At 72.1% G+C, this 21,571-nt stretch carries 14 protein-coding genes and 3 pseudogenes; 6 read left to right on the top strand and 11 right to left on the bottom strand.

Going from position 1 to position 21,571, the window contains the following annotated elements; all coding sequences use genetic code 11:
- The first annotated feature begins 29 nt into the window (after positions 1-29).
- Complete coding sequence (locus H9L22_RS13435) at positions 30-755, top strand: FMN-binding negative transcriptional regulator (RefSeq protein ID WP_187720367.1); 726 nt, start codon at positions 30-32, stop codon at positions 753-755.
- 18 nt (positions 756-773) lie between these two features.
- On the opposite strand, the gene murJ is transcribed toward H9L22_RS13435, so the two are convergent.
- The 5 genes from murJ to H9L22_RS13410 all read right to left on the bottom strand — a co-directional run bounded on the left by murJ (position 774) and on the right by H9L22_RS13410 (position 8,055).
- Entirely contained in the window at positions 774-4,394 is a 3,621-nt protein-coding gene (gene murJ, locus H9L22_RS13430; RefSeq protein WP_187720366.1) for a murein biosynthesis integral membrane protein MurJ, read from the bottom strand.
- A complete protein-coding gene (locus H9L22_RS13425) occupies positions 4,378-6,258 on the bottom strand; it encodes a DUF6049 family protein (RefSeq protein WP_187720365.1) in 1,881 nt (626 codons plus the stop codon). Before H9L22_RS13425 ends, murJ begins: the two co-directional genes overlap by 17 nt.
- Positions 6,259-6,338: 80 nt before the next feature.
- On the bottom strand, positions 6,339-7,283 hold the full coding sequence (locus H9L22_RS13420) for a 1-phosphofructokinase family hexose kinase (protein ID WP_187720364.1): 945 nt from the start codon (positions 7,281-7,283) through the stop codon (positions 6,339-6,341).
- Between the two features lie 9 nt (positions 7,284-7,292).
- Entirely contained in the window at positions 7,293-7,637 is a 345-nt protein-coding gene (locus tag H9L22_RS19045; RefSeq protein WP_226965861.1) for an MFS transporter, read from the bottom strand.
- Entirely contained in the window at positions 7,630-8,055 is a 426-nt protein-coding gene (locus H9L22_RS13410) for a MarR family winged helix-turn-helix transcriptional regulator (RefSeq protein WP_187720363.1), read from the bottom strand. The genes H9L22_RS19045 and H9L22_RS13410 overlap by 8 nt, the downstream gene beginning before the upstream one ends.
- 89 nt (positions 8,056-8,144) lie before the next feature.
- Between H9L22_RS13410 and H9L22_RS13405 the strand changes: the two genes are divergently transcribed.
- The gene (locus tag H9L22_RS13405; RefSeq protein ID WP_226965860.1) at positions 8,145-9,686 is read left to right on the top strand and encodes a serine/threonine-protein kinase; all 1,542 of its coding nucleotides are present in this window, start codon (positions 8,145-8,147) and stop codon (positions 9,684-9,686) included.
- Here H9L22_RS13405 and H9L22_RS13400 read toward each other — a convergent pair whose 3' ends face one another.
- The 3 genes and pseudogenes from H9L22_RS13400 to H9L22_RS19040 form a co-directional block, all read right to left on the bottom strand.
- Positions 9,687-11,093: a CCA tRNA nucleotidyltransferase gene (locus H9L22_RS13400; protein ID WP_187722700.1), complete on the bottom strand. Its 1,407-nt coding sequence runs from the start codon at positions 11,091-11,093 to the stop codon at positions 9,687-9,689.
- Positions 11,094-11,158: 65 nt separating this feature from the next.
- On the bottom strand, positions 11,159-11,806 hold the full coding sequence (locus H9L22_RS13395) for a VOC family protein (RefSeq protein WP_187720361.1): 648 nt from the start codon (positions 11,804-11,806) through the stop codon (positions 11,159-11,161).
- A gap of 244 nt (positions 11,807-12,050) precedes the next feature.
- Positions 12,051-13,070 (bottom strand): annotated as a pseudogene (locus H9L22_RS19040) (amidohydrolase); the annotation flags it as partial.
- A gap of 111 nt (positions 13,071-13,181) precedes the next feature.
- On the opposite strand from H9L22_RS19040, the gene H9L22_RS13390 reads away from it, so the two are divergent.
- The 3 genes and pseudogenes from H9L22_RS13390 (at position 13,182) to H9L22_RS13380 (ending at position 17,607) form a co-directional block, all read left to right on the top strand.
- Entirely contained in the window at positions 13,182-13,775 is a 594-nt protein-coding gene (locus H9L22_RS13390) for a mechanosensitive ion channel family protein (protein WP_187720360.1), read from the top strand.
- Positions 13,776-13,863: 88 nt separating this feature from the next.
- Positions 13,864-16,097: pseudogene (locus H9L22_RS20525) on the top strand (transglycosylase domain-containing protein).
- 37 nt (positions 16,098-16,134) lie between these two features.
- Positions 16,135-17,607: a glycosyltransferase 87 family protein gene (locus H9L22_RS13380; protein ID WP_187720359.1), complete on the top strand. Its 1,473-nt coding sequence runs from the start codon at positions 16,135-16,137 to the stop codon at positions 17,605-17,607.
- Here H9L22_RS13380 and H9L22_RS13375 read toward each other — a convergent pair.
- The 3 genes and pseudogenes from H9L22_RS13375 to H9L22_RS13365 form a co-directional block, all read right to left on the bottom strand.
- Positions 17,604-18,628: pseudogene (locus H9L22_RS13375) on the bottom strand (alanine racemase). The gene H9L22_RS13380 and the pseudogene H9L22_RS13375 overlap by 4 nt on opposite strands.
- A gap of 4 nt (positions 18,629-18,632) precedes the next feature.
- The gene (locus tag H9L22_RS13370; protein ID WP_187720358.1) at positions 18,633-19,760 is read right to left on the bottom strand and encodes a lipid II:glycine glycyltransferase FemX; all 1,128 of its coding nucleotides are present in this window, start codon (positions 19,758-19,760) and stop codon (positions 18,633-18,635) included.
- Between the two features lie 74 nt (positions 19,761-19,834).
- The gene (locus tag H9L22_RS13365) at positions 19,835-20,206 is read right to left on the bottom strand and encodes an FKBP-type peptidyl-prolyl cis-trans isomerase (protein ID WP_187722699.1); all 372 of its coding nucleotides are present in this window, start codon (positions 20,204-20,206) and stop codon (positions 19,835-19,837) included.
- 102 nt (positions 20,207-20,308) lie between these two features.
- Here H9L22_RS13365 and H9L22_RS13360 point away from each other — a divergent pair, with 102 nt between their 5' ends.
- Positions 20,309-21,553, top strand: coding sequence for a glycosyltransferase 87 family protein (locus H9L22_RS13360; protein WP_187720357.1), 1,245 nt, complete (start codon positions 20,309-20,311; stop codon positions 21,551-21,553).
- Positions 21,554-21,571 lie beyond the last annotated feature (18 nt).

Genomic DNA, 21,571 nt, shown 5'->3' with positions numbered 1-21,571 from the left:
CGCCGACGGCACGACCTAGGGTGGGTCCCGTGGAGACCCCGACCTCATATGTGTACTGCCCGGCCAGCCAGCGGGCCGACGAGGACGCCTGCCGTGACCTGGCCGAGCGCGTCGGCACCGGCCTGTGGGTCACCCCGGAGGACGGCGGCGTCCCGTCCGTGACACTGCTCCCGACGCTCTGGCGGGGCGACACGCTCATCGCGCACGCCTCCGGACACAATGAGCAGTTCACCGCGCTGCGCGGCCCCGTCGCCTGCCGGGTCGTGTTCCAGGGCCCCGAGGCGTACATCAGCCCCCGCTGGTATCCGAGCGTGCAGCCCGCGGCCGAGGGCGGAGCGGCCCGCGGCCGGGCCGAGGGACGCGCCGTCGGCACCTGGAACTACGAGCAGGTGCAGGTCGCCGGCGTGCTGCGGACCCATCTGGACCAGGACCGTCTGCGGCGCGAGGTCACAGAGCTGGCCGAGCTGCACGATGCGGCCCGCCTCGCAGACGGCTGCCCCGCCGACACCCATCGCGGCCCGTGGCGCGCCGCCGAGCTGCCCGCGGACTACTTCACCGCGATGCTGCGCGGCATCATCGGGCTCGAGCTGACCATCACCGACGTCACCGGCCGGTTCAAGCTGGCCCAGAACCGCACCGCGCTGGACCGGGACGGCGTGGCCGACGGCCTGCAGCGCCGTGGGCGTGCCGCCGACCTGGCCGTCGCGGACGCGATGCGGACCGCGACCCCGCTGTACGAGCCGCTGGGCTACTGAGCCGACCGACGCTGAGCGTCAGGCCAGCGTGATCTCGGCGATCGAGGCCTGGAACCCGCCCTCGACCGGCGGCAGGCTGGTGACGTAGACGAGCAGGTAGCGCGTGGTGGTCGGCGTCGTCAGGGGGATCGTCGCCGCGCCGGAGGCCTCGGCGTCGGCGCCGACGATCGTCCACTCCTGCACCGTCTTGTAGGAGGGCTCACCCTGCGGGACACGCAGCTCGACCGCCGTCGGTCCGGCCCCGTTGAGCGTGACCGTGGCCGAGGTGACGAGCCGCTCCTCGCCGAGGTCGACGATGACGCCGACGCCGGGCTTCTGGCCGCCCATGTCGGGCCGCTTGAGGTAGCGGACGGTCTCCCACGAGGTGTCGGGATCGCCGTCGATGACGTTGCCCACCAGTCCCGGGTTCTCGTCGTCGCTGCCGCCGTCGGCCTCAGGGTCGAAGTCGTCGACCGCGAGGATCCGCAGCGGCTCCGGGGCGGCAGTGCCGCTGGGGGAGCCCGAGGTGCCGGTGGTCGGCGTCTCCGAGCCCTGGGGGGCCGCCGCGTCGCGGGCGCTGTTCAGGCCGACGATGATCAACGAGATCACGAGCGTCAGCGCCGCGAGGATCGACAGCAGCAACAGGGCGCGCCGGGGCTGCTGCTCGCGGTTCGGGCTCGGCAGCGAGGCGACCGGCGGCGTCGCGGGCCTGGTCGGCAGCTGGGTGGTCGGCAGGACGGGGGGCTCGGGGAGACGGGCGGGCGGCCGGGGAGCCGGGCCGAGCTGGGACCGGACCCGCTCCTCCAGATCCGCGGAGGCCTCTGCGGTCCCCAGCACCTCCGTGAGGGCGCCGACCAGCGACGCCGCGGTGGAGATCCGGCGTTCGCTGACCGAGCCGCGGGTCGTGAGCGTCGCGGCGCAGACGCGGTCGAGGGCGGGCGAGATGCCCGCGCTCACGGTGTGGGCGGGTGCGGTCTCGCCGGCGACGATGGGCGCCGCGGGCATGCCGAAGCCGGCCTCGCCGGGCCAGTGCCGCACGAGGCAGGCGTAGAGCAGCTTCCCGAGCCCGATGACGTCGGCGTGTTCACGCGCGGTCCAGCCGCCGCCGTCGCCCTCGCCAGCCAGCGTCGACTCGACCCCGAACCCGATGAGACGCACGGCTCCCGCCGTCGTCAGGATCACGCTGTCCGGCGTGATCTGCTCGTGGAACAGACCCTGGCTGTGGACGCCGACGAGCGCGTCGGCCAGCTCACGCACGATGTGGGCCGCCTCGATGGCGCTCAGGGGACCGTCCTGCAGGAGGTCGGTGAGGGTGCGGCCCGGCGCGTACTCTGCGACGACGAACGCGCCGATGCCCTGTCCCGGGTCCGTCACCTCGTCGGCGTCGAGGACCCGCAGGAACCGCGAGTCGGTGGCCACAGCGCCCTTGCGCGCGGCCAGCAGCAGCTGGGAGATCCGGGGGTCGCCCGGGGCCACCACGTGGACCACGACATCGCGGGAGAGGACCTGGTCGTGGGCCCGCCACGTCTCCGACCCGTGGCGGCGCGCGAGCAGTTCCCGCAGCTCGTAGCGGGTGTTCAGCAACGCGCCGACGGTGGCGATGTCGACGTCGTGGGCGGGCTCCGGCCGGAAGATGTCGTCGAGGGCCATCGCGCCCGTCGACTCCTCACCGGCGGTCGAGGGCCACACGGCCGCCGTGTCGTCGTCGTCCCAGCCGTCGGCCACGTCGTCGTCGGAGGCCTCTGCGTCGGAAGGCTCCTCCGTCGTGCTGGAGGTCTCGTCGTCGACGGCAGGCTTGGCGACGACGGGGGAGGGCGCGTCGAAGGTGTGCTCGCTGATGGGCGGCCGGTTCCGCACGACGGTGACCGGCCCATCGACCAGATCGTCGCCGCGGATGACGGGGAGGTCGGCGATGATCGGCAGCTCGACTGTGGGCGGACCCGCGTCCCCCAGCGACTGTCCGAGGCTCGCCTCAGCGAGTTCGGCCCCGCTCCTGCCCGGTCCGTCGGCCTTGGGCCCGCGGCGGCCGAGGCGCCCACGCAGCAACTGCCGAAGATCGGCCAGCTCGCGGACCTTCAGCAGCCGGCCGACGCCCAGGAAGGCACCGAGCACCACGAGGCCGCCGACCGCGGACGTCAGGAGGTTGGTCCACAGGCTCGCGCCGAGTCCGTCGGTGATCCAGGAGGCCAGGAAGTAGGCGGCGACGCCACCGGCCGCCGAGCCGAGCAGGAGCCGCAGGAGATGCAGCAGCAGGGCGCCGCCGTCGAGGCCGGGCAGACGCCGCTGCAGCGCGTGCCAGGTGACGTTGACGCCGATCAGATAGGCCAGCGAGTAGGCCACCGCGAGACACGCGGCCACCCAGGTGGGATCCGCGACGAGCCGGACCAGGACCGTCGCGCCCACGGTGTTGAGGCCCGCGATGACCAGCTGCAACAGGAACGGGGTGCGGGTGTCCTCGAGGGCGTAGTAGGTGCGCAGGCAGAGGAACTGGACCGTGAACGGGATCAGGCCGATGGCGAAGCCCATCAGCGCCCAGGCGATGAAGCTGGCGTCGCCGGAGGCGGAGCCGTGGCCGAAGAGGATGCCGGCGATCGGGCCGGCCAGGGCGATGAACACCGCCGTCGCGGGCACGATCACGATCAGGGCGAGGCGGACGGTGCGGGTGAACTCGGCCACGACGCCCGCAGTGTCTCCCGCGGCGGCCAGGCGCGACGCGTTCGGCAGCATCGCGGTGGCGAGGGAGACGGTGATCAGCGAGTGGGGGAGGATCCACAGCAGGTGGGCCTGGTTGTAGGCGTACAGGCCGGCGCCGTGCCCGGTGGCGGTCGCGGAGGTGGCGAGGCGCTGCACGACGATCAGCGCGAGCTGGTTGGCCGCGACGAAGCCGATGGTCCAGGCGGCCAGTCGGAACGTCTTGCCGAGTCCCGTGCCGCGGAGGTCGAAGCGGGGCCGGATGCGGAACCCGACCTTCCGGACGTAGGGGATCAGCACCGCCGTCTGCACCACGATGCCCAGCGTCGAGCCGGCTCCGAGCAGCCAGATCTGACCCGTGGTGAACGCTGCCGAGTGGTCCTGCTGGTTGCCCCAGATCACGAGATAGAGGGCCAGCACCAGGATGGAGACGACGTTATTGGCGATGGGAGCCCACATCATGGGGCCGAACTTGTCGCGGGCGTTGAGCACCTGGCCCAGGAGGAAGAACGCGCCGTAGAAGAAGATCTGCGGCAGCGTCAGGTACGCCAGCGCCACCATGGACGCGTACTGGCTCTCCAGCTCCTCGCTGCGCCACGCGCTCGACGAGTAGATCGCCGTCACGACCGACGCCCCCGCCGTCACCACCACGGTGACGGCCGTGATGATCAGCATGAACGCCGTCATGATCCGGTTGGTGTACGCCTCGCCGCCGTCCGGATCGTTGCGGATGGCCCGGACGATCTGCGGGACGAGAACCGTGTTGAGGGCGCCGCCGGCGAAGAGGATGTAGATCGAGTTCGGCACCGAGTTGGCCAGCTCGAACATGTCGACCTGGCGCGTGCCGACGCCGAGGATGAACGCGAGCATCGCGACGCGGACGACGCCCAGCACCCGCGAGATCATGGTCCCCGAGGCCATCAGGGCGCTCGCGGACACCAGCTTCCGCGTGCTACTGACGTCGCTCATCGGCTTCCCTCACTGACGCCCTCTCCTTCTCGTGCCGGACGGCACGGATCCGCAGGGCGGTTCCCCCGAGTACCACTGCACCCGAAACGAGGATGATCATCCAGCCGACGCGCCCGAAGTCGGTGGCTGTGATCTCGATGATCGCAGGTGCGCCCACCGGAATGCCCCCGGTGGTGGTGATTTGGGCCAGGACCCGGGCGACCCCGTTGGCTCTCGCCGAGGGCACGACGTCGAGCGTGACGGAGGCTCCCGCCTCGACGGTGACGGCGGGCAGGTCGGGAACGTTGATGCGCTGGGGGCTGTCGGAGGCGAAGTCGACCTGGACCGTAATCGGCACGTCGAGGCCGTTGCTGACCGTCGCAGGGAACGTGTTGGTGCGCGACCCCATCACGAACGACGGGGCCGCCCGGAAGGTCACCTTGCTGAGGTCGAGGCCCTGGGGTGTGCCCGCCGCCACGAAGCCGACCGCGGCCCGCTCCGAGCTGAAGTCGGCGGAGAAGGCGGAAGCGCCCACCGGCGCCAGCAGCGCGTCTCCCGTGGTCGAAGCGGTGAGGTCGTCCAGGAGCCGACCCGCCTGGATGGCCGAGTCGAGGGCCGCCGTGAGCTCCCGCCACGGCGCGACCTCGGCGGTCTTCGGCCAGACCAGCGACGCCGTGGGGCCCGCGACGGGAGCGACGCGCGCCCTGGCGTCGCCCAGATCCTCGTCCGCCTCGGCGTCGGCGACGGATTCGATGAGGTAGAGGGGCGGTTCGTCTGCGAGCAGTTCGTCGACGATCAGTCGGCTGAGCCGCAGGCCCAGGGGGGCGGCATCGCCGGGGGGCGTGGCCCCGAGGACCTCGACCGTCCCGGGACGGGAGCCGGTGCCGCCCGGAACGAGCACGCGGTCGACATCCGGGAGCGCCGCGACGAGCCCCGGGTCGTCGACGATGGCGAGCGTGGGCAGCGACAGCAGCCCGATCGGCATCGCGGCCTCGGACCAGCGCAGGACGTCATCCAGCTTGCCGGATGCGTCGGCCCTCGCCAGATCGGGATTGCCGTACGGGAGACGCCACAGTCGTCCCTCCCGGGCCAGGGCGTCGACCGCCTGGACGAAGCCCAGCGCGATGCCGCTGGGCGGTGCCACCTCGCCGGCCACGACGTGTTCCTCCGTCATGGCCACCGCGGCCTCGTACAGTGCCGGGTCGACGGCTGCCTCCATGCCGTCGCGTTCGGCGCTGGCCAGCAGCCGGCGGAGCCGGTCGTTCAGCGTGGCGGTCAGAGAGTCGTCGGGAAAGCTGCCGTCGGACAGCCGGGAAGGGGTGGCGCTGAGGACGACGACGGCGCTGGAGGTGACGGGTGTGGTGGTGGCGGCGACGGGCGTCGTGGCCAGGGCGACACTGAGCCGCCCGCTCTCCGCGCCGGCGCGGACCTGGGCCCCGATCAGGTAGGCGACATCGGTCTCGACGAGCGGGGTTCCCTGGGTCGTCAGCTGCTCGACGGTGGCCTGGACGGTGAACGCGAACCGTTCGCCAGGCTGCAGCGGCCCCGGCGGGTCGGCCACGTTGGTCGGGTCGAGGTAGAGGCGTTCGCCCAGCGGAGGGTTGGCCTCGACCGAAGCGAGGCGCTCCGGGCTGGAGATGGGGGTGGGCAGCCGCCAGAAGTGGACCCGGGCACCGGGCAACGGCGTCGTCGACACGTTCGTCAGGGTCCCGGTGATGGTGATCACCTGTTCTGGGTTGCCGAGATCGAGCCGTGTCGCGGACACGGAGGTGATGTCCAGGTCGACGGCGATGTCGTCGGCGTGGGCGGCCCGGGGGAGGGTGAACAGCACGGCCGCGAGCAGGGCCGCGGTCAGCATCGCGCGCAGCACCCGTCCGACCTTCACCGGTCACATGGTAGTCGGATGGGTGATGAGACCGCCGGTCCCACGGCCGACCGTGCGCGTCGTGACGGCGGCGCCGCCGCTCAGGGCAGCGGCTCGAAGCGCACCCTGGCGAGGTTGTCTCTGGCCGCGGGCAGCAGGTCGGCGCCCTCGTTGCCCGCCACGTGGGCAGCGGCGGCGGCGAGGGCATGGCGCACCCAGTCGCGGCGGTCGGCCGACGCGAGTCGTCCCCAGGCGAGGCCGGCCACGAACGTGTCGCCAGCCATGACGGACTGGATGGGCCGCTCGACGGGGCAGCTGCCGTGCAGCGCCTCATCGTCGATGAGGACGGCGACGCCGTCTGCGCCCAGCGACACCAGCGGGAGCGTCGCGCCCGCCCTCTCGAAGAGGCGCAGGGCGACGCGGAGCCGCTCCGCCTCGGGGGCGTCCGCGACGGCCGGGATGGCCAGGACCTCGGTCTCGTTGGGTTTGAACGCGAGCAGTCCGCCGACGCCGAGGGCGGCGGTCAGCGCCAGTTTCTGCGCGTCGATGATCACCTCGGCGCCGCGCGCCCGCGCCGCCAGTGCGAGGTCGGCCCAGGTGGAGGCGGGCAGGCCGCCCGGGAGGGAACCGTTCAGGGTCACCAGGTCGCCCGGGACGATGTCGCCGAGCAGGCGTTCGGCGAGAGGCGCGATGTCCTCCTCGTCGAGGGTGTAGCCCGCGGCGACGAAGTGGGCGGCGACCCGTTCGCCCTCGCCGTCGATGAGGGTCAGGTTGTGACGGGCCCGTCCGGGGACCGGGAGCATCGCGTGCGCGAGCCCCTCCGCGTCCAGCCGGGCGGTGAAGTCCGGCTCGTCGCCGCGGCCGATCAGGCCGTAGGCGACGGTGTCGAGGCCGAGGGCGCGGGCCGCCCGCGCGCAGCTGATGCCCTTGCCGGAGCAGACGGAGCGGTACGCGTGCATGCTCCCGACGCCACCCCAGTCGAGGCCGCTGACCGTGTAGTAGTCGTCATAGCCCGTGTTGAGCGTGACGGTGCGCAGGACGGACATGGCGTCAGTCTAGTCGCGCTGCTCCTCGGCGGAGCCCGGCCGGGCGTCCTCGAGGGTCGTGCGGAGCGGGTCCGCCGGGAGCAACGCCATCGCGACGGCGAGGAAGAAGGGGCGCCTGCCGTACAGGTCGGACAGCTTGCCTGCGATGGGCACCACGACCGCCGACATCAGCATCGCCGCGGTGGCGACCCAGGAGTAGTGCTCCATGCCGCCCAGCTCGGCGACGATCCGGGGCATGGCGGGGCCGACGATGGTCTGGCTGACCGAGGCGGCGAACATGCCGATCATCAGCCCGATGGAGACCCGACGCGACTCGGGGGAGAGGCGGAAGTCCTCTGTGGAGGTGTCAGACACGCTCGTCGCTCCCGATGCGTCCGCCGCGGTCCTCGAGGGTCGCGTTGATGGTGTCGAGCAGCGACGCGAGCTCGGTGCGCTGCGCGGGCGAGAGGGGCTCGAGTGCCTCGGCGACGACGTGCAGGCGGCGCAGGCGCTCGTCCCGCAGCAGGTCACGGCCCTTGTCGGTGAGGGCGATCCGGTAGGCACGGCCGTCCTCCGGGTCGGCGGCGCGGCCCACGAGGCCGGCCTCGCAGAGGCCCTTCACCTGCCGGGAGACGGTCGACTGGTCCAGCCCCAGAAGCCCGCTCAGCTCGCTGCCGCGGCGAGGGGCCTCGGCCAGGCGTGACAGCAGGAGGAATCCGGAGGGGCCCAGCGCGCCGTCCCGATGGATCCGCTCCGCCATCGCCCCGCGCAGGTTGGCGAACAGGCGCAGCATCTCCTCATATGTTTCGGGGGCGGGGTTCACCAAGCCGGTCCGGAACCCTTCGCTGGCTACACTTCGGCGCAGACCGCAAGGAGGAGCCAGTGGCAGAGCCGACCAGCGACGGACCGCCGGACCTCGTGCCCGGGTTCGAGCTCGGCGAGGCCATCGGCAAGGGCGGCTTCGCGACCGTGTACCGGGCCCGGCAGCGGTCCCTCGACCGCCTGGTCGCGGTGAAGATCGACAGCCGCATCCTCGACGACGACAGGAACCGCCGCCGCTTCCTGCGGGAGGCGACAGCCTCGGCGCTGATCTCCTCGCACCCCCATGTGGTGTCGCTCATCGACGCCGGAACCACCCGTGACAACCGGCCCTACCTGGTCATGGAGCTGTGTGACAACGGCTCCGTCGGCCAGCTGGTCAAGCGCACCGGGCCGCTGCCGGCCGCCGACGTCGTCGAGTTGGGGATCGCGGTGGCCGGGGCGCTGGCCGCCGCACACGAGAAGGGGATCCTGCACCGCGACATCAAGCCGTCCAACGTCCTGATCGACCCCTACGGCATCCCGCGGCTGGGTGACTTCGGGCTGGCGGCCCTGCCCGCGCACGGCGACGCATCCGTGACCCTCGAGGCCCTCACCCCCGCCTATGCCGCGCCCGAGGCGTTCGAGCAGGTGACCCCGTCCAAGCGGGCCGACGTGTGGGCGCTGGGGGCGACCCTCTACGCGGTGCTGACCGGCGTCGCGCCCCGCCACAACGACGACGGCTCGCCGCAGAGCGTCGCCGAGATCATCGCGTCCCTCTACCGGCCCCTGCCGCCAGCCCCGCACATCCGGGGTGCCGAGGCACTGTTCGACGTCATCGGCCGGGCGGCAGCGCCCCAGCCGGAGGCCCGGTTCGCTGACGCAGCCCAGCTGTACGCGGCCCTGCTCGAGCTGCGCGGCCGGCTCGGCCGCCCCCACGGCGTCCTGGCCGGGCACGAGGTGACACGGATGCTGCCGAGCGACGCGCAGCGGGTCCGGTTCCCGGTCCAGACCCCCGACAGCCTGCCGAGCGCTCCGCCTGCGTCGCTGCCGCAGCCGCCGATGCAACCCGTGGCGTTCGTCGCCCCCACACACCCGCCGAAGCGGCGGCGCGTCTGGCCCGTCATCGTGGCCAGCGTCCTGGCCGGGGGGCTGCTGGGAGGCGCGGGCATCTACGCCGCGGACTCCGCGGGCAGGCCGGCCACGCCGCCCGTGACCCCGCCGATCTCCAGCCCGGACCCGTCGCCGTCGCCGTCACCGTCGCCCTCACCCGACGGTGTGGAGATCCTCGTTCCCGAGACGCCGGTGTGTTTCGGCGGGATCGTCGACATCGCCGGCGTCGTCAGCGCCCGCAGCGTCGACTGCAGCTCGCCGCACCACTGGGAGGCCTACGCCATCGGCACTCTTGCCGACGACATCGCGTCGCTGTCGAGCGACGATGTCGCCGGCGACGAGAGCGTCGTGGCGGGCTGCACGGGGAAACGCTTCGAGGACTACGCGGCGCTGTCCGCCGCCGAGGTCGGGTTCGCGGTGATCCCGCCCTCGCAGTCGGCCTTCGCCTCCGGTAGCCGTCTCTTCCACTGCGTCGCGTCAGCGGGGGAGTCCAGCGTCACCTTCCGCCGCTGATCACCCCTGCCGGGCCGCCCACCAGTCACGCAGCAGCGCCTCGGCGTCCTCCTCGGGGATGGGGCCGTGCTCGGTGCGGTGCTCCAGCAGGAATCGGTAGGCCTCGCCGACCTCCGGCCCGGCGCCGATGCCGAGGACCGCCATGATCTGCGTCCCGTCGAGGTGGGGACGCAGCGACCTGATCTCCTCCTGGGCGGCGAGCTCGTCGATGCGCCACTCGAGCTCCTCGTAGGCCCGCCGCAGCCGGGTCGCGCGCTGCCGGTTGCGGGTGGTGCAGTCGGCCCTGGTCAGCATGTGGAGGCGTTCCAGCTCATCGCCGGCGTCGCGGACGTAGCGGCGCACCGCGGAATCGCTCCACTCGCCGTCGGAGTAGCCGTGGAAGCGCAGGTGCAGCTCGACGAGCTTCTCCACCGACTTCACGACGGCGCCCGGGTACGCCAGCGCCTTGAGCCGCTTGCGGACCAGCTTCGCGCCGACCAGGTCGTGGTGATGGAAGGTCACCTTCGGCCCCTCGAAGCGGCGCGTCGCTGGCTTGCCGATGTCGTGCAGCAGCGCGGCGAGCCGGTTGACGATGTCGGGTTCGTGGCCGCGGGCCTTCTCCAGCTCGATGGCCTGATCGAGCACGGTCAGCGAGTGCTCGTAGACGTCCTTGTGGTGGGCGTGCTCGTCGATCTCCAGCTTCAGGGCGGGCAGCTCCGGCAGGAACTGGTCGGCCAGTCCGGTGCGCACCAGCAGGTCGAGGCCCTCGCGCGGCGAGTCGGTCAGCAGCAGCCCCGTCAGCTCCCCCTGGATCCGCTCGACGGAGACGATCGAGATCCGCTCCGCCATGTCGGTCATGGCCGCGACGACCTCCGGCACCACGGAGAACCCGAGCCGCGAGGCGAAGCGGGCGGCGCGCAGCATCCGCAGCGGGTCGTCGGAGAAGCTCCGCTCCGGCGTCGACGGCGTCCGGATGAGACCGTCCGCGAGATCCTCGAGGCCCCCGTACGGGTCGACGAACGCGCGGCTGGCGATGTCGATGGCCATGGCGTTGACCGTGAAGTCACGGCGGATCAGGTCGCCCTCGATCGTGTCGCCGAAGGCCACCTCCGGCTTGCGGGACTCGGAGCGGTAGACGTCGGCGCGGAACGTGGTGACCTCGATCTGCCACTCCTGGTCGCCGTCGCGCTTGATGGCGCCGATGGTGCCGAAGTCCCGGCCGATGTCCCACGTGGCCGGAGTGAAGGCCTTCAGCAGGGCGTGCGTCTCGTCGGGTCGGGCGGACGTGGTGAAGTCCAGGTCGTGCCCCAGCCTGCCGAGCAGCGCGTCGCGGACCGAACCGCCCACGAGGTAGAGACTGTGTCCGGCCTCGCCGAAGAGGCGACCGAGGTCGTCGATCACCGGGGCGATGCGGAGCAGTTCCTGCATCGCGTTGTTCTGGGCTCGGGTCAGGCTGGGCACGGGGGACAAGTCTACTTGGCGCCCGCCGGGAGTCAGGCGACGGTGACGAGGCCGCCGTCGGAGGCCACGACGGTGAAGCTGATCGCGGGGGCCGGCCCGGCGACGATGTCGGCGTCGAGGCCGAGCGCCGCATAGGTGGCCCGCAGCGCCTCCGGCTCCGGGTGGGTGACGGTGACCGACACCAGCTCGATCGTCGGCAGGTCACCCAGCGCGGGGTGCGGGGTGTCGGCCCAGTCGATGAGGAACGGGACGGCCGGGTCGGGGTCGCGTCCGGGGCCTCCGGAGACGCGCCACTCGAGCAGGTCGCCGTCGGGCTTCCTGCGCGACAGGGGCCGCAGGTCACCCAGGCGCACCCCGGCCGACGACGCCTCCGCGTGGACGGCGTCGACGTCGGCGGGGTGGATCGCGAACGTCGCCACCCCCGGCCCGCTGCGGCGGCTGATCCCGAACGTCTCGACCTCGGACGCTTCCACGCCGGCCGTCGGGCCGATGAGCTCGAGGTAGTGGCGGGTGCGTCGCCCGCCGACGGTGAAGGCCACGAGGTGGTTCTCGGTGCCGGTCGGGTGCTTGCCGCCGGGGGCTCCCCGGACGCCGGTGAGCTGCTCGAACCCGGCCACCACGGCGGCGAGGTCGGGCCCGGCGAGGACGATGTGGTCGAGGTCGGTCGGGATGGCACTCATGGCTGCTCCTTGTGGTCGGGTCGGTGGGGAAGGCGGGCCAGGGACGGGCCGGCACGAGATCGCTGACGCGGACCGGATCGCCCTGGGCCCGGAAGGCGGCCCAGGCGCGGTCCCCCAGGTCGGCGTCGGTCAGCACCTCCAGCGCGGTGAGGGCCAGCGCGACCGATGAGTCGAGGATGGCGCGCTCGCCGTCCGGGGTCTGCGTGGAGTCGGCCCGCTCCCGGGAGTGGCCGGGGATGCCCGGGTCGCCGATGGCGACGGTCGGCTGGATGGTCGGCAGCAGGTGGGAGACGTTGCCGACGTCCGTCGAGCCCAGGCCACCGCCCGCCGCGCCGAACAGCGACACCTCCCGGCGCGGGGCGCTGTGTGCCACGAAGGCCGCCGCCAGCGGCTCGTTGAGGCGCGTGGGCAGATAGACGGGCTCCACGTCCCAGTCGACCTCCACCTCGACGCCCGCCGTCAGCGCGGCGCCGCGGAAGGCCGCCTCGACCCGCTCCGACAAGGCCAGGAGGTCGTCGATCGTGCGGGAGCGGAGGAAGAACTCGAGCACGGCACGCTCGGGGACGATGTTGGGCCGGGCGCCGCCGTCGAGGAAGATGCCGTGCACCCGGTCGGTCGGCACGATGTGCTGCCGCAGCTGCGCGATGGCCTGGTAGGCGGTGACGGCGGCGTCGAGGGCGTTGCGGCCCAGGTGCGGGTTGGCGGCCGCGTGCGCCGTCCGGCCGAGGAATGTGGCCACCACCTGCCGCTTGGCCGTCGACTCGCCGGCGGCGACGTCGTGGCCGCCCGGATGCACCATCACGGAGGCGTCGAACCCGTCGAGGGCGCCCGCCTGGATCAGCAGTTCCTTGCCGCCGCCGCCCTCCTCGGCGGGCGTGCCGAGCAGCGTCACCCCGCCGGGCAGCGCCGGATCCGCGGCCAGCGCGTCGGCCGCGGCCAGGAAGGCGCCGAGGCTCGAGGCCGCGATGACGTTGTGGCCGCAGCCGTGGCCGACGCCCGGAAGCGCGTCGTATTCGGCGGTGATCACCACCTGCGGGCCGTCCGTGGCGCCGGCGTGGGCGCGGAACGCCGTCGGGATCCCGCCCACGCCGACCTCGGCGGAGTGGCCGTTCGCCGTCAGCAGGGCGACGAAGGCGTCGACGGAGGCGAACTCGCGGTAGCCGATCTCCGGATGCCCGTAGAGGCGGGTGGAGAAGCGGAAGAGGTCGGCGGCGCGGGCGGCCACGGAGGTCTCGACGGTCGCGCGGCGGGAGGAGGGAGCCATGGCCGTCACCCTAGGAGCGGACGGGTCGGCACCGACAGGGCGGATCGCTGTGGGCGAAGACTCTCCGCCAGGAGCGGAAATCGGGAACAAGGGGCTGGAAGAATGTGGCGCATGCCGGACTCCACCCTCCACCGCCTCATCCTCACCGCCGTGGTGCTGCTGGTCGCGGCCGTTGCCAAGCTCCTGCTGACGCTGCTCATCCGCCACAGCGTGGCGCTGATCACCCAGCCGAAGGCCGTCGACCTGGGCGCACGCGCTGCGGGGGTGCTCGTCCGGGCGGGAGGCGTCAACTTCGAGCGGCAGGCGCAGCGGATGCGGACGCTGGGTTCGCTGCTGAACAACATCGCCAACGTCACCATCGGCGGGATCGCGGCCTTCACCGCGCTGGCGATCTGGGGCGTGCCGATGGGGCCGCTGCTTGCGTCGGCCGGCATCGGCGGCGTCGCCGTCGGCTTCGGGGCCCAGTCGCTGGTGCGGGACTACCTGACCGGCATCTTCATGCTGTCGGAGGACCAGTTCGGGGTCGGCGACGAGGTCCGCATCGGTGTGGTCACCGGGATCGTCCAGGAGGTGGGGCTCCGGGTGACGAAGGTGCTCGACGCGGACGGGGTCGTCTGGTACATCCGCAACGGCGAGATGACCACCGTCGGCAACGCGACACAGGCGGCTACGTCCGCGGGTGGACCGGGCCCGACACCCCGGTAGGGGGCAGGAACGACCCCGGTCGGACAGGGCGGGGTTGCGTCCGCGCCTACGCTGGTAGGGCAATCGACAGGTCAGACGAGGTACCGGTATGGCGAAGACGACCAAGAACAAGCGCGGTCGGAAGACGCAGTCACGCGCGAAACGCGTGTGGAAGCGCATCGGGGTGACCGCGCTGGTCGCCTTCATCATCGCGGGGCTCACCGGGCTCGGCGGGTTCGTGTGGCTCTACCAGTCGACCGACCTTCCCGACGCCAACGCCGACTTCAACACCAACACGACGTTCCTCTACTACAACGACGAGACGACGCAGCTCGGGTCGCTCGCGGTGCAGAACCGCGTCACCATCGACTACGAGCAGATGCCGCAGCTCATGAAGGACGCCGTCATCGCGGCGGAGAACCGCTCGTTCTGGGACGATCCCGGCTTCTCCATCACCGGCATCGCCCGCAGCGCTATCTCGATCGCCACGGGCGGCGAGCTGCAGGGCGGCTCCACCATCACGCAGCAGTACATCAAGATCTACTACCTCGACTCGGGCCAGCGGCTCTCCCGCAAGGTCAAGGAGCTGATGCTCGCGATCAAGATGGGCCGCGAGCTCACCAAGGAGCAGATCCTCGAGGGCTACCTCAACACCATCTACTTCGGCCGCGGCGCGTACGGCATCCAGGCCGCCGCCAAGTCCTACTTCCTCAAGGACTCCCGCGAGCTGACGCTGGAGGAGGCAGCCGCGCTGGCAGCCATCCTCAACAACCCGGCGGGCTTCAACCCGTCGGGCGGCGAGGAGAAGCTCGCCCGGCTGCTCGAGCGCTACCGCTACGTGCTGGGCGGCATGCTCGCGATGGGCACCATCACGCAGGCCGACCACGACCGCGCGGCCGCGGCCCTGCCTGCCTTCCCCGAGGTGTCCGTCAACAACCGCTACGGCGGCACGAAGGGCTTCCTGATCAAGCAGGTCGAGGACGAACTGGCCGACAAGGGCTTCACCGAGGCGGAGATCCAGGGCGGCGGCCTGAAGATCGTGACCACCGTCGACAAGACGATGCAGGACGCCGCCGTCGCCACCGGCCAGAAGTACCGGGTCGAGGCGGCCGAGGCCGCCAAGGGCGACCAGGACCCGAGCCAGCTGCACGTCGCGATCAGCTCCGTCGACACCGCCACGGGAGGCATCCTGGCCATGTACGGCGGGGACGACTACGTCGCCAGCTCGCGCAACTGGGCCACCACGCCGCGCCCGGCGGCCTCGACGTTCAAGACCTTCGCCACCGTCGCGGGCCTCCGCAACGGCTTCTCGCTGGACTCGATCCTCAAGGGCGACACGTTCACCCCCCGGGGCGACACCAAGACGATCCGCAACGAGTTCGGCCACCAGTACGGTCCCGTCACCCTCCGCAGGGCGACGGCCGACTCCATCAACACCGCCTTCGTCGACCTCACCGAGCAGATCCCCGACGGCGCGAACAAGGTGATCACGGCGGCCAACGATGCGGGCGCCCCGACCGGCCCCGGCTGGGACGCCAACAACCGCATCGCGCTGGGGCGGCCGAGGTCAGCCCCGTCAACATGGCCAACGCCTACGCGACCTTCGCCAACGCTGGGCAGCGCAACGAGGCCCACATCGTCGCGAAGGTCTACGACCGCGAGGGCAACCTCGTCTACGAGGCGAGTCCCACCGGGGAACAGACGATCGAACGCAACGTGGCCGCCAACGTCACCGACTCGCTCACCTCCGTCGTCAACGAGGGCACCGGCCGCAAGGCGTCGGCGCTGGGGCGCCCCGTCGCGGGCAAGACGGGCACCAACGGCGTCGGCGACGACATCACGTCGGCCTGGTTCGTCGGCTACACGAAGCAGGTCTCCACCGCGGTCATGTACGTGGCCGGCGACAGCGGCAACGAGGACCTCGACGACTACAAGCGGCCGCGCGACGCGACGTTCTTCGGCTCCAGCTACCCGCTGATGACGTGGGTCGACTACATGACCACGGCGACCGACGGCATGCCGGTCGAGAACTTCGACAGGCCCACCGACATCGAGGCCGAGCGTGGCGAGACGGCCACGCCGTCGGCCAGCCCGTCGGCGAGTCCCTCCCCGAGCCCCTCGGCCTCCCCGACGCCCACGCCGACCCCCACCCCGACCGAGGAACCGGAGACGCCGGAGCCGAAGCCCACCCCCACCCCGACGCCCACGCCGACCCCCACTCCCACGCCGACCCCGACGCAGGAGCCTGAGGAGCCGGGCAACGGCCAGGGCGGGGGAGGCGGCCAGAACGACGGCGGCCAGAACGGCGGCGGTCAGGGGACCGCGCCGCCCGGGAAGCAGTAGCCCGGACCGCCCCGTGGCGCTGGCCTAGAGTTGGGCCGTGATCAACGCGATGCTGCCGGGATTCGGCGGGCCCATGGGCCGCCACGCAGCCCCGCGCGGGCCGTGGTTCACCCCGCTGCTGTGGGTGCTCCCCGTCGCGACGGTGCTGTTCCTGGTGCTCTTCCTCCGGCACGTGCCGTGCGTGCAGGTGGATGCGGCCAACCCGATCAACGCGTACATCCGCGCCTGCTACTCCGATATCCAGGTCACCTACCTGAGCCAGGGCCTCGGCGACGGGGCCTCGCCGCTGACGGCGGAGACGCTGGCCTTCCCGCCGCTGATCGCGGCGCTCATCCTGATCGTCAACCGGATCGTGTTCGCTGTGTTCGGCCTCGAGAGGGCGACGGACGGCGACCTGCAGCCCGCCATCGACGCCAGCGTCGCCTTCTTCGGCGTCACCGTCGTGCTCCTGTTCATCGCCTTCCTGGTCCTGGCCTTCGCGTTCACCCGGCTGGGCCGCGACGACCGTGCCCGGTCCTCCTGGGAGGCGGTGGTGGTGGCGGGCTCGCCGATCGTGCTCGCCGTCGGGCTGATCGACTGGACCCTCATTCCGGTGGCGTTGACCGCCGTCGGGCTCGTGCAGTTCGCGCGGGGCCGCACCCCGGAGGCGGGCATCCTGCTCGGGATCGCGGCGTGTGCGGGCACGATGCCCATCGGGGTCGTGCTGGCGGTGGCCGTCGCCTGCGGGTTGCGGGGCGGGTGGGGCGCGCTGCTGCGGTTCGCCGGCCCTGCCGTGGCCACCTTCCTCGCGGTCCACCTGCCGCTGCTGCTGAACGGCTTCGACCGCGTCTACGCCTTCTACCACGGCGAGATCAACAAGGAGCTGAGCTACGGCTCGCTGTGGTACCTCGCCAGCCAGTTCGGGCTGCCGATCCGGCACGCGGGGTCTCTGGCGTTCGTGCTGCTGCTGCTCGCGCTGGCCTGCCTGATCGCCTACCTCTACGTGGCGCGTCGCAGGCCGCGCGTCGGGTCGCTGGTGGCGGCCGTGATCCTGGCCACGGCGTTGTTCGGTCCTGCGTTCCCGCCGCAGACGGCGCTGTGGCTCCTCCTGGCCGTCCTGCTCGCCCGTCCCTACCGGCCCGAGCTGATCGCGCTCACCGTCACGCAGGTGGCGTACTACCTGGCGGTGTGGGGCTGGATCGGCGGCGCCCTCACCCCGGCCCAGCTGGGGCCCTACGGGCTCTACTGGCTCGCGATCGGCGCGTGGTGGAGCGTCGCCGCCTACATTCTCGCCGAGACGGTGATCGACATGGCGAGGCCCCAGCGCGACTGGCTCCGCACCCCCGACGTGCCCGACCCCATCGGCGGCGAACTCAACCGCCGGGAGCGGCTGGTGCCACTGCCGCCGGTGGAGGAGCCGCAGCCGGTCGCGGCGGTGCCGGCACGGCCGTTCGCGCTGGAGGACATCTATCGGTCCCCGGCAGGGGAACCCGAGGCGCCCGCTCCGTCGGAGGGTCCGGAGCCGGCCTAGGCCAGATCGATCGCGTCGACCGTGACGGTCGTCATCCTCGTCGTCACCGGGATCCGATCGCCCACCGCCACCGGGCACGTGGGGCCGGGGACGAAGATCATCGACGAGTGCATGTGCGGCGGTTCCGCGAACGAACGCTTCTTCCCGCCGATCTCGTAGGGCGACAGGGTGCGGCCGACGGCGTCGAGGACGCCCTGGGCCACCGTCACGCCCCGCTGGCGGAGCGAGCGCTGCGGCACCGGGGCGGCCATCGCGACGCCGTGGGCGGTGCCGCCCGAGGCGATCACGATGAAACCGTCGCGCGGAGCTTGCACCTGGTGGTAGCCCAGCGGGGAGCCCTTGGCGATGCGGTGCACGTCGAGCACGTCGGCGAGGGTCGTGTAGGCGCCCTTGTCTCCCAGCCACAGGCGTGTCCCGACCCGCATTCTGGCCTCGTCGCCCAGTTCGGCGCGCAGCGCGCGGTAGTCGTCCAGGCCGAGGTGGGAGAACCACACCGGCGCCTGGCGGACGGCGCGCGCCGTCGACGCCAGGGCCCTGGCCTCTGTCGCTGAGCCGGTCGCCGGCAGGTGCACCGCCCAGCCGACCAGGTCGATCCCGTCGAGGTCGGCCGCCGTCAGGTCGGCGGGCGCCAGCCCGTGACGGTGCATCGACGTCTCGAGCTCGACGATGACGCGCGTCCCGGGATGCGCGGCCGCCAGGGCGCGCAGGTCCTCGGCTCGGGAGACGGTGGCGATCACGCCCGCCTCGCCCAGCAGGGCGGTCGCGGCCGCGTCGAAGGGCCGCCACGGGTTGAGCACGACGACGTCGCCGGCGAACCCCCGGCGCGGACCTCCGCCACCTCCTGCGCGATCCCGACGGCGATCGTGTCGACGCCGAGCCGGGTGGCCCGCTGCGCGAGCAGCCGCAGCCCGAAGCCGTAGCCGTTGCCCTTGGCGACCGGCACGAGGCCCGGCGACTCGTCGAGCAGGGACTGCTGGTGGGTCTCCCAGCGGGCACGGTCGATCCGCAGCGTGAGGGTCATCGGGTCACCGCCGCTTCAGGTACAGGTTGAACGCGGCATACAGCGGCCGGTTGACCGCGTAGTCCCACTCGCCGAGGTAGGCGACGGCCTGACCTCCCGTGCCCACCTTGAACTGGATCAGCCCGATCTCGGGGTCGTCGGCGCCGACGCCCTCGGTGATCCCGCGCAGGTCGTAGACCTCGCAGCCGGCCGCGTTCGCGTCGCGGATCATCTGCCACTGGATGGCGTTCGACCCGCGCACCTCGCGCTTGGTGTTGGTGGAGGCGCCGTACGAGTACCAGGCGTGGGTGCCGACCCGCACCATGGTCGTCGCGGCGACCAGGTCGCCGTCGTGTTCGGCCAGGTAGAGGCGCATCCTGTCCGGATCCTCGGCGTTGAGGGCGTCCCACATCTCCTCGAAGTAGGCCAGGGCGCGGCCCGTGAAGCCGTCACGCTGCGCCGTCTCCAGGTAGATGCGGTGGAAGTCGGCCAGCTCGGCGCGGGTGCCGAGGCGCACCTCGACGCCCTCCTTGGCGGCCTTCTTGATGTTGCGGCGGAACAGTTGGTTCATGCCCTTGAGGAGCTCGGCCTCGGTGAGCTGGGTGCCGTCGGCGGAACGCAGCGGGAGCTGGAAGTTGAACATGGGCTGGCCGGCGGCGAAGCCGTGGCCGGTCTCGTCGGTCGTCCAGCCGAGATGCAGCAGCTGGTGGCGCACCCGGGTGCCGACCAGCACCGTCTCGTCGGGCTCCACCTGGGACAGTCGGGTGACGGTGTCGTCGGCGATGGCGGCCTTGATGGTGGCCGGCAGCCAGCGGCGGTGCGCGAAGGCGGGGCCGATCCGCACCGCGAACGCCCTGCGCTCCTTGGCGAAGGCCACGAGCGCCTGCAGATGCGCGTCGACGTCCGACCGGGCCCAGTCGAGCACGGGGCCCTCGGGCAGGTAGGCGAGGTAGCGCTTCAGCTTCGGCAGCTGGCGGTACATGACGAGCCCGACGCCGGTCAGGTTGTCGCCGTCGAAGAACCCGACGCTCTCGCCGCGCCAGTCCTTCTTCACGCGCGCCCACGCGGGCGTCTGGAGGAACGAGGCGGCGCCGCGGGAGACGATGAAGTCCAGGTGCCGCTCGCTGCTGATGGGCCGACAGGTGATACTCACCCCGCCAGGCTACCGGCTGGGAACGGGACGGGCCGTGCCCCGCGTTGGGGGCACGGCCCGGAGGTCGGGTTCGGTCAGTTGAGGCCGACGAGGTCGCAGACGAAGATCAGGGTCTCGCCCGGCGCGATGACGCCGGCCGCGCCGCGCTCGCCGTAGGCCAGGTGGGCCGGGATCGTGAGCCTCCGGCGGCCGCCGATCTTCATGCCCTGGATGCCCTGGTCCCAGCCCTGGATGACGCGACCTGCGCCGAGCGGGAAGGACAGCGGGGCGCCGCGGTTCCACGAGGAGTCGAACTCCTCGCCACCACTGAAGGTGACACCCACGTAGTGGACGTGCGCGACGTCGCCGGCCTTGGCCTCTGCGCCGTCGCCCTCGACGATGTCGACGATCTCCAGGTCGAGCGGCGGCTCGCCCACCGGGAAGTCGACCTCGGGCTTCTCGTTCATGTTGGTCATGGCGGCGAGCCTACCGGCTGTCCGGGTGGCCCCGGTTGGTTCGCCGGGCCGGGCGGGGATGATGGGGGCCGCCCCCGACGAGGAAGGACCTCGATGTCAGAGCTTGCCCATCCGTGGCCCGTGCGCACGCTGCTGGCGTCGCGGGTGGCCCGGGTCGCCGTCGTCGTGGCGATCGTCGCGGGGGCCTACGTCCTGATCTTCGGCATCCCGACGGTGCAGGCGTTCCTGCCGTACCGCATCGACCTCGACGTGTACCGGCTCGGCGGCCGGGTGTTCCTGGAGGGCGGCGAGATCTACGGCCGGCTTCCCGACACGCAGATCGGCGCCAACCTGCCCTTCACCTACCCGCCCATCGCCGCGATGCTGTTCGCCCCGGTCGCGCTGCTGCCGTACCAGGTGGCCAACTTCCTGTTCGCGGCCGCCACCGTCGCCTGCCTGTTCGTGGTGGTGCGGCTCGTGCTGCGGGACGTGACGTCGCTGCGCGGCGACGCGCTGCGCTGGGCGGCGCTGGCCGCGTTCGCCGTCCTCCTGCCCATGGGGCCGGTGTGGGAGACGAGCATGTACGGCCAGGTCAACGTCTTCCTGATGACGCTGGTGGTCGTCGACGTCGTCGTCGGCCGCGGGAAATGGTGGCAGGGCTCGCTGATCGGGCTGGCCATGGCCATCAAGCTGACCCCCGCCGTGTTCCTCGCCTACTTCCTCGTCCGCCGCGACTGGCGGGCCCTGGCCATGGGCGTCGGTTCGGCGCTGCTGTACACGGGGATCGGTTTCGTGGTCACCTTCGACGACGCCGTCACGTTCTGGACCAGCGCCATCGTCGACCCGAGCCGCGTCGGCACCCTGGCCTACGTCTCCAACCAGTCCCTCAACGGCGTCCTCGTCCGGCTCGGGCTGAGCGACGGCGGCGGGCTCGTCTGGTTCGCCCTGTGCGCCGTGATCGGCCTGTCGCTGCTGGCCGTGATGGCCTGGCTGTTCCGCGGCGGCCACGACGTCGCGGCCATGCTGACGATGGCCGCCTACTCGCTGCTCGCCTCCCCCGTCTCCTGGTCCCACCACTTCGTGTGGGCGGTGCCGGCGCTGATCCTGCTCGTGGTCTGGGCCCACCGCAGCGGCAGCCGCACGCTGTGGGTGACCGCCGCTGCGGGCTTCTTCATCTTCCTCACGCGGATCATCTGGGCGATGCCGTACGAGCCGCACCTCGCCGAACTCGAGTGGACCTGGTGGCAGCAGCTGATCGGCAACGCGCAGGCCGCGTGGGCGCTGGCCTTCCTCGTCGTCGTCGCGTTCTTCGCCCGCAACCTCGCCGTCCGCCTGGACGCGACGACGCCCCGCAGCTGAGCCGCGGGGCGTCGACGG

The organism is Tessaracoccus defluvii, assembly GCF_014489575.1.
GTDB classification, from domain to species: Bacteria; Actinomycetota; Actinomycetes; order Propionibacteriales; family Propionibacteriaceae; genus Arachnia; species Arachnia defluvii.
Note: the sequence above shows the minus strand (reverse complement) of the source record. Positions and strands in the feature narration are given on the sequence as shown.